The organism is Bartonella sp. OT172YNZD, assembly GCF_042193725.1.
GTDB lineage: Bacteria > Pseudomonadota > Alphaproteobacteria > Rhizobiales > Rhizobiaceae > Bartonella > Bartonella grahamii_A.
On record NZ_JBHILZ010000031.1, the window covers coordinates 1 to 6,649 of the forward strand.

9 protein-coding genes and 1 pseudogene are annotated in these 6,649 nt (G+C 43.0%); 2 read left to right on the forward strand and 8 right to left on the reverse strand.

What is annotated here, in order from left to right; genetic code table 11:
* From ACFIJS_RS08395 to ACFIJS_RS08415, 5 genes are all read right to left on the reverse strand, one after another.
* Positions 1–1,070 (reverse strand): phage tail tape measure protein (locus ACFIJS_RS08395; protein ID WP_375651125.1); only part of this gene is annotated, 1,070 nt, incomplete at its 3' end.
* The gene (locus ACFIJS_RS08400) at positions 1,067–1,138 is read right to left on the reverse strand and encodes a GpE family phage tail protein (RefSeq protein ID WP_081429755.1); all 72 of its coding nucleotides are present in this window, start codon (positions 1,136–1,138) and stop codon (positions 1,067–1,069) included. The genes ACFIJS_RS08400 and ACFIJS_RS08395, both read right to left, overlap by 4 nt.
* Positions 1,139–1,176: 38 nt before the next feature.
* Positions 1,177–1,464 (reverse strand): phage tail assembly protein, encoded by a 288-nt coding sequence (locus ACFIJS_RS08405; protein WP_375651126.1) that lies wholly within the window; start codon positions 1,462–1,464, stop codon positions 1,177–1,179.
* A gap of 2 nt (positions 1,465–1,466) precedes the next feature.
* Positions 1,467–1,973, reverse strand: a complete 507-nt coding sequence (locus tag ACFIJS_RS08410) for a phage major tail tube protein (protein WP_375651128.1) — start codon at positions 1,971–1,973, stop codon at positions 1,467–1,469.
* Positions 1,973–3,184 (reverse strand): phage tail sheath subtilisin-like domain-containing protein, encoded by a 1,212-nt coding sequence (locus ACFIJS_RS08415; RefSeq protein ID WP_375651129.1) that lies wholly within the window; start codon positions 3,182–3,184, stop codon positions 1,973–1,975. The genes ACFIJS_RS08410 and ACFIJS_RS08415 overlap by 1 nt, the downstream gene beginning before the upstream one ends.
* A 165-nt stretch (positions 3,185–3,349) precedes the next feature.
* Here ACFIJS_RS08415 and ACFIJS_RS08420 point away from each other — a divergent pair, with 165 nt between their 5' ends.
* Both ACFIJS_RS08420 and ACFIJS_RS08425 read left to right on the forward strand, forming a co-directional pair.
* Complete coding sequence (locus ACFIJS_RS08420; RefSeq protein WP_019220259.1) at positions 3,350–3,664, forward strand: type II toxin-antitoxin system HigB family toxin; 315 nt, start codon at positions 3,350–3,352, stop codon at positions 3,662–3,664.
* Entirely contained in the window at positions 3,661–4,017 is a 357-nt protein-coding gene (locus tag ACFIJS_RS08425; RefSeq protein ID WP_375651130.1) for a type II toxin-antitoxin system HigA family antitoxin, read from the forward strand. The genes ACFIJS_RS08420 and ACFIJS_RS08425 overlap by 4 nt, the downstream gene beginning before the upstream one ends.
* Here the strand turns inward: ACFIJS_RS08425 and ACFIJS_RS08430 are convergent.
* The 3 genes and pseudogenes from ACFIJS_RS08430 to ACFIJS_RS08440 all read right to left on the reverse strand — a co-directional run.
* Positions 4,014–4,265, reverse strand: a complete 252-nt coding sequence (locus ACFIJS_RS08430; protein ID WP_375651132.1) for a hypothetical protein — start codon at positions 4,263–4,265, stop codon at positions 4,014–4,016. The genes ACFIJS_RS08425 and ACFIJS_RS08430 overlap by 4 nt on opposite strands.
* 9 nt (positions 4,266–4,274) lie before the next feature.
* Entirely contained in the window at positions 4,275–5,585 is a 1,311-nt protein-coding gene (locus ACFIJS_RS08435; protein WP_375651133.1) for a Bgr_08870 family protein, read from the reverse strand.
* Between the two features lie 14 nt (positions 5,586–5,599).
* Positions 5,600–6,649, reverse strand: a pseudogene (locus tag ACFIJS_RS08440) (DUF4815 domain-containing protein); the annotation flags it as partial.

Here is a 6,649-nt window from a genome sequence, read left to right on the forward strand (position 1 = left end):
GGACCAAAAATGAACGAACCAAGTGCGACAAGACCTACCTTAAAGACGGTTATTTCACCAATCAATGGCTCTAGCCAGCGAAACCAGCCTTTAATTCTCTCTGTAAGATCACTGATGCCTTTTCTCAAATCAGAGGTAGGATTAAGCAAATCATTAAAGACTTTTTTTACGCTTTTAGCCCATCCAGCAACGGTTGTTTGGATGAGGTTGCGGTTTTCATCAATCAGGCGAGAAAAACCATCAATCATATCATTGATGACAGGCATGAAACGCGCGCCAATAAAACTCGCGATACCGCCTATTTTTTTCTTAAAGGCTCCCATTTTGTCACTTAAATCTGCGGCATAGCGTGCAACATCGGCACCTATCAGCCATTTTCCTTTCCGCGCCTTTGCAAACAGCTCTTTAATGGGTGCCATCCCTTGCGCAAGCATGGTCGCCATTTCTTTACCATCGCCCCCAAACAGCAGAGCAGCAATATGCTGTCTTTGTGCTTGGCTTTTCATCTGACTCATCTTGTCGGTAATTTCTTCTAACAAGACAGAAGTGGATTTGAGTTTTCCAGAAGTGTTTTTGACAGAAATGCCAAGTGCTTCAAAGCCCATCATGCCTCTTTTTTGTCCAGCATAGGCTTGTGCTGAACGCCTATTTAAAGTTGCTAGAGATTGTTGAAAAAGTTCAGCAGAAGTGCCTGAATTATCGGCTGCATCACCCCATAATTGAAGTGATGCAACACTCATATTTAAATGCCGTGATGCGTGATAAAAACTATCGCCCAGATGCATGGTTTTCATGGTGAGGGCGGTTACACTTGCCACAAGACCGCCACCAGCAAGCCCTAAAGCACCAGTAAAGACCGAAGCACGGCTTGCCGCCGTGCCAAGAGCACTTTGAACACCTTTCAAACTTGACGTCATGTTTTTGACGGCAGCAGAAAAGCGCGGAATACTCAACCTCAGTGAGAGTGTTTTTGACAATGTATCGAATTTTTTTTGAAGATGTTTGAGAGGTGCGGTGAGTTTGTCTTCAAGAGATAATCTCACCTTTGCATCAGCAACTTTTTCACTCATTTTGTCTTATACCTTTCTGCTGCTTGATTTCGCCAAAAGACCAATTCTTCCAGTTCCATTTCCATCATGTCTGAAAGTGGCCAATGAAAAACAATGGCAATATCAGCTATGAGTTTCGCGGCAGTTTCGCAGTCTTGGAAGCCCGCCGACTTGAAAAAAAATCTATAATCTCACGAATATCTTCCATGTCATAATGATCAATTTCCTCAACGGCATCTATGGGCCAGCCAGAAAGGCGTGAAGTAATGAATTCTAACTGATCAGCATCGTCTTCCTTAAAGGTCGCTTTTAAATCTTTATATTTCGGGCGCCGTAAGTTGATTTCGGTATGCTCTTTTCCTTCAAAGGTAATCGGTACAAGTAATTTATGTGTAATGCTTGTTTGTACTGTCATTTTTATAATCCTAAGTTTTCTCTATGATCTGCTAATTGATTGACGCCATTGAATTTTCTGATGAGGTTTGGGACGTCTATCTCAACGATTTCAACGTCCTTCTGGACATATTTGAAATATTGCAATGTGAATGTTGCTGTAGAAGTTGCTTTTCCTCCCGGTTGCCACTCTGCCATTTCAAAGCCTTTGCAAAGCCCTCTCATGGTAATAATGATGCCTTCTGCGGGGGTGCCCTGTGCTTGCATTGAACTGCGCAATGAAATGTCGACATCCGTGCGCCCCAACAGTGTCATCAACTCTGGAGAGCAATCAGAAATTGTCATGGTGAGAATGAGAGTTTCAAGACCAAGGTCAACTTCAATAGAGCTATCCATGCCTCCGCCACGATAACTTTCAACAACCAAGTTCAAATTCGGTAATGTTACGCTTTCACATTTTGCTTGATAGGGAATGCCGTCGACAAAAATGTTAAAATATTTCAAAACTCTTGGTAAAATGGGTATGGCCATTAAAAAATCTCCTCTAAGTAATTATTCACAATGCGTGAACGGAACGTGATGTGTTCTGCTGGTGTTGCTGGGGTGAATTCGACATTGAAATAGACTCTGCCGCTTTCAATAGCGCTTGCTGTATTCAACTCTGGATCAGGCGTACAACGCCCACCAAGAATGGCGCCTTGTGCTTTTAAATCACGCAAATAGGCATTGACGCTTTCACTGACATCATGCATGTAAGTTTTTTTGATATTGCGGTCGACAGCCCATAGATGCCCGCGCAAAATGGCGTCATTGATCATATCTGCGGTGCGTACTACCGATAAGAAAGCAAATTTTGTATCGCTTGAAAGGGTGCGATTGCCCCAGAGGCGATAACCATTTTCGCGGATAATTGTTGTGATGTTTTGTTCATTAAGAAGGTTAGCACGGCTTGATCTGTCCCCAATGGAAAAATCAATGGGGCGCGCAGTTCCAACAATGCCATTGATCACTTTGTTTGAAGGTGAATGCCAAAAACCGTGTGTAAAATCAGTTTTGGCAATGACACCTGCAACTGCTGCACTTGCTGGTTCTTCTACGATTTTTCCATCACGATTCACCTTTACAAATGGATCAATAAGAATGGCGCGCTTTGAATCAAAATCCTTTGCTGTGTTAAGGGCTGCTTCATCTGTGCTATTTGGAGCATCAAGCACCACAATAGCACGCAGACGCTCTGCAATGCCAATCAATTCTGCTGCGACGGGGTTGGCAGTTGCATCAGTTTCATTCCCTTCAATACCCACACCGGAAGGGCGCTTATGTGTAAAGCCTGGAGCAATCAGAATGCGTGGTGTTTGTCCTACAATGGATTGTGCTCCAATGAAAGCATGAACGCCTTCATAAGCACCATTTGCGTTTACACCACCTAGAATATTGGTGAGTGTTGCATTTTCGTTGTTACCTTCTTGCACGCGTACGACAACGATAATTGCTCCTACTTGTTTAAAAATAAGATCAAGGGCATTGGGTAGGGTGCCGCGTCTCTTCCCTGTTTTATCCAGTTTAGCGGCTTGTGAAAGAGAGCCGGCTACCAAAACGGGTGTGTTGAGGGGGAATGCTCGGTCATCGGTATCGGGCGCCGTGCCAACAATCCCGATAACGGCAGACTGAACCGCGCGAAGGGGGCGGGTGCAGTCGTCAACCTCGACAACTTCAACACCGTGTAGAAAACCTGTTGCCATACTTTATGCTCCTTTAAATGAGGGGTGAATGAAAATGAATGGGAAAAATGAGAGGTTAAAAGCCGCTCTTGAGAAAGGTTTGTTTTCAACAAGCACTTTCTTTTTATAAATATCTTGACTTGGTACCAAAATGGGACTACAGCTAATAAAAATCAGGATATACTTATGAAAATTGTTAAAATCTCCACACTTCAAACTTTTTGGACTCGATATCCTGATGCTGAACAACCATTAAAAGCATGGGTAGATGAAGCTAAAAACGCACAATGGCGTTCTCCTCATGACATTAAAGAGAAATATAAAAATGCAAGCATATTAAAAAATAATCGTGTTGTTTTTAATATTAGAGGTAATGACTATCGTTTAATTGTTTCAATTTTTTATCCGGCAGGTTGGCTTTATATAAAATTTATAGGAACGCATAAACAGTATGATGCGATTGATGCCAATACTGTAGAACTAAAGGAATTTAAGAAATGAATATCAAGCCCATTCGCACTGAACAAGATTATCAAGAAGCCTTAGAAATTGTGTCAGCAATGTTTGATAATCAACCTCAAGAAGGGACTCCCGAATTTGATCAAATGGAGGTTCTTGTATTGTTGATTGAAGCATATGAAGCAGAGCACTATCCTGTTTCTCCTCCTCATCCAATTGAAGCTATTAAATTTAGAATGGAACAAATGAACTTAAGTGCTAAAGATCTTGTTCCTGCGATTGGTCATTTAAATCGCGTTTACGAGATATTGAGTGGTAAAAGAAAATTAACACTGCGCATGATTAAAAATTTGCACCAACAGTTTAATATCCCACTGGAAAGCCTAATAGCTTAGACTTGATTATCTTTCTCTTGTGGTTCTTTTATGTGCTCTACAGGTGCGTCTGTTTCTGCCATTTCAGTAGATGAAAGCTGTTTTGTGCTTTCCTTAACAACGGGAGGAGAGAACACCCCGTCCTTATAAGTCCAACCAATTTGTGCTTCCTTTGAACGGATAGCTTCTCCATCAAAGGTGTGAACATAATCTTTTGATGCGACAATAATATTTGTCACCACACCATTTTCAACAACTGCATATTCCATCAATCTCTCCTATATAAAAAATCTAAATAAGATTGCTCCAGCGCCACCATAACCTTTAGATGATCCTGGAAAATAGCCTCCACCGCCACCGCCGATAGAATTATTCCCATCACCACCATTCCCGCCTTTTCCACTGTAACCTCCTTTTACGATACCATCAGTGGTATGTGTACTCTTAGCACCACCCCCACCACCACCAAAAATAGAATTGCCACCATATCCACCATCTCCTGTTTTTCCTCCATAGCTACCTCCGCCACCACCGTTGAAAGTCGAATCACTTCCATTTGAATTGGGTCTATTAGAATAAGCGCCACCACCATTGCCTCCGCGACCATTACCGTTGTCATCTCCTGGACCTCCATTACCACCACTTCCATCAATTCCTATAGTTCTACCAAGCCCACCTCCACCGGCACGGAGAATTCCTTCAATAATCGTAGTACCACCAGGACCTGTGCCACCACCCCCTCTACCTATTTGAGCCGCTCTCGATTTTTTAAGATCGGATCCTCTGATTTGAACCCGTACGCAACCACCGCCACCACCGCCACCGCTGCGTCCACTACCCCCTCCACCCCAAGCCCATATTTCAATTTTTGTATTATCGGTAACGCCTTCAGGAAATGGAATAGGACCACTTTCTGTCATAAGAATTTCGACGGGTTTTTTGACTAATGAAGCTATTAATTTATCCACTTGCGCCTTGGTATAAACAAGATCTCCATCGACTCTCAAAGGTCCTTTAAGAAAGCTTCCGCTTGTGCTTAAACTTGTCACCGTTTCACCATTATGGATGAGGATAAACGAGGAATTGCCCAATAGCTCCAAATCATCACTCATAGTGACTTTGCTGGTAAATTTATTATAATTCTGCCATTCATTTGGGCTTTTTAGGCGCCCATAGCTTGTGAGATCTTGATTGATCTTGGCTCTAAAATCGTCAAGACCCACGATATCTTCTGTTTTATGTTGGTGCGCACCTAACAGGGAGACAGCACTGCCAAAGGTGAAGTTATTATTGCTTGATTTATAGAGAACATAATTGTTAGCCGCATCTTTTGCCCCCTCGACATCGCTTAAATCGGCAAAAGTGAAGGTTTTATCGGCTGCCATTTTGCCCTTCAAGGCTGCTTCAAGATCTGTGACATCACTTATGCTATGGGTGTGTTGTAAAGGCGCTTTTTCGTCTACCTTTTCCTCAACATCCGCAATGGCTTGATCAATTTTGGTCAAGTTTTCGCGCAAGATTGGGAATTCAGAACTGATAAAACGCCCCTCTTTAGGCAATTCCATGTCGAGTTTTTTGGTTTTGGTCATCTCTCATTTTCCCATTATAATATGCCAGCGCCAAAATCACTCACCATAGACCGAGCTGCTGGTCCGCCGGTAAGCGTGAGTTTTAAGCGCGCTTGTTTGGCGCCTTTATCACCACTGATAAATTTTTGCTCTGTCCAAAGTGGTTCAGCGAGTTGTTCTGTTTCCTCTAATGTGAGAGGGACAAACGCACCATCATCCAGTTGCATCTCGCAAATGAACGTTGCACCGCCTGGTAAAAATGTTTTGATATAGCTCGTTAATCTTGCCTTTTCGCCAAAGGCAAAAGCACGGGTGACATAGGTCGCTTCTTTATGAATCTTCCCCGCAATCAATTGAACAGGAGCAAACAAAACAGGTGAGAGCTTTTCGGTGCCTTTGAGAATGGCGCGAAGCTTTACCTTTTCACTGATATATTCGGTAAGACTGAGTAATTGAAAAGGAAGCAGTTGATAAACCGTGCCATTGTTTCTTTCAATTTCAAAGATGACAGAACATTCACTTGAAGGCAATTCAATGGCTGCGCGCACTTGCAAATCAGAGCAGTCCACAAGGTCAAAAGTGCCAAGATCAATGGTTTTTTCTGTTTGTGTGTAGCGTGCGGCCAGCACTCGAAAGGCTAAAGCCTCATCTTGATGCGCGGTCCATGTCTGTGCATTGACAGAAGAAAAGCGTGGACCCGTCACATAAGGGTGGCTCGAGACATATCTCTGGTGTTCTGCATCAAAAACCCCAAGTTTTGCCAATGAGACGGAATGATTACTATCATCGGTTTTAATGACAAAAGCCGTTAAGCGATCATCAGGGACAAGGAGTGGCACATCATAGCGTGCCTCTGCCCAACCTAGCTTTGCGCCCTTCATAGAATAAAAGCTTTGTGCTTGAATATCGGCGGTTGGATAACCATTTTCGGTGGTGACCAAATCAATCACCAGATCATGGTTTTGATTACCGATTTTACAAAGATGAAAGTCAATTCCTGTGATTTGTCGTGTTTCATCGGGGGTAAAGACTTGCGCTTGTGGGTCAAATTGCGTCCATATCTTCACTGTTGTGGTGCGCCGCAT